This window comes from Rhodoferax sp. ZS1R8 (assembly GCF_056521325.1).
The window spans coordinates 1-1,223 of record NZ_JBWMBA010000119.1; the positions used below are offsets into that span (position 1 = coordinate 1).

Here is a 1,223-nt window from a genome sequence, read left to right on the forward strand (position 1 = left end):
GGCGCGGCCATGCAGGCCAGCCTGAGCCGCGCCCAGCTCGATGCCCTGGTGCTCGGCCTGCCGTGGCAACGCATTGGTGAGGGCGGCATCATTACGCTGGTTTGATTGGACCGTCGAGCCGCGCGGGCTGTCTATCGGGGCATCTGCCAATAGCGCCCAGGCATCAGCGCGGGCACACTTGCGTGCATGGTTGTCGCCCCTGAATCACTGTCAAGTTTGAGCGCAGAGCAGTTGCGCAATGTGGTCACGGCATTGATGCTTGAGGTGGGCGAGCATGCAAAGGCCATCGCCAGCAAGGACCGCGAGATCAAATACCGCCAGGCTAAGATCGATCAGCTCACGCACGAGATGGCGGTTTTGAAGCGGTGGAAGTTTGGCCGCAGCCGTGAGCAACTCGACTCGGCCCAGGCCAGCCTGCTCGATGAGGCCATTGATGCTGACATCGCGGCGATCGAGGCGGAGCTGCAAACGCTCGCACCTGCGCCACTGACAGACGCCGCACCCCGCCTGCAACCCAAACGCGCAGCGCTGCCGCCCGAGCTGCCCCTCGTGGACCAGCACCACGAGCCCGAATCCACCACCTGCACCACAGCGGGCTGCGGCTGCACCTTGAAGCGCATCGGCGAGGATGTCAGCGAGAAGCTGGACTACACGCCCGGCCTGTTCACGGTAGAGCGCCATATCCGCGGCAAGTGGGCCTGCGCCCAGTGCCAGAGCCTGATTCAGGCCCCGGTGCCCGCGCAGATCATCGACAAGGGCATCCCGACGGCGGGCCTCTTGGCACAGGTGCTGGTGGCCAAGTATGCCAATCACTTGCCGCTGTACCGCCCCAGGAAGGCATCTTTGCGCGAGCCGGCTTGGGCGTTGCCGCGCTCGACGCTGGGCGCCTGGGTGGGCATGTGCGGCGTGCAGTTGCAACCGCTGGTCGAGGCCTTGAGGCAGGAGCTGCTTGGGCACCGTGTGCTGCATGCCGACGAAACGCCTGTGGCGATGCTCAAGCCGGGCAACCAGAAAACACATCGCGCTTACCTGTGGGCCTATGCGCCCGGGGTGTTTGAAGACATGAAAGCGGTGGTCTACGATTTCTGCGAAAGCCGGGCTGGTGAGCATGCGCGCGCCTTCCTAGGCGAGTGGAAGGGTGCGCTGGTGTGTGACGACTTCTCGGGCTACAAGCAGTCATTTACCTTGGGCGTGACTGAGGCAGGGTGCATGGCGCATTCGCG

Annotated in this window: 1 protein-coding gene; it reads left to right on the plus strand. The window is 64.4% G+C overall.

Going from position 1 to position 1,223, the window contains the following annotated elements; all coding sequences use genetic code 11:
* Positions 1-186 precede the first annotated feature (186 nt).
* Positions 187-1,223: IS66 family transposase (gene tnpC, locus AC097P_RS24290; RefSeq protein ID WP_479612985.1), on the plus strand; the 1,037-nt coding region annotated here is incomplete at its 3' end.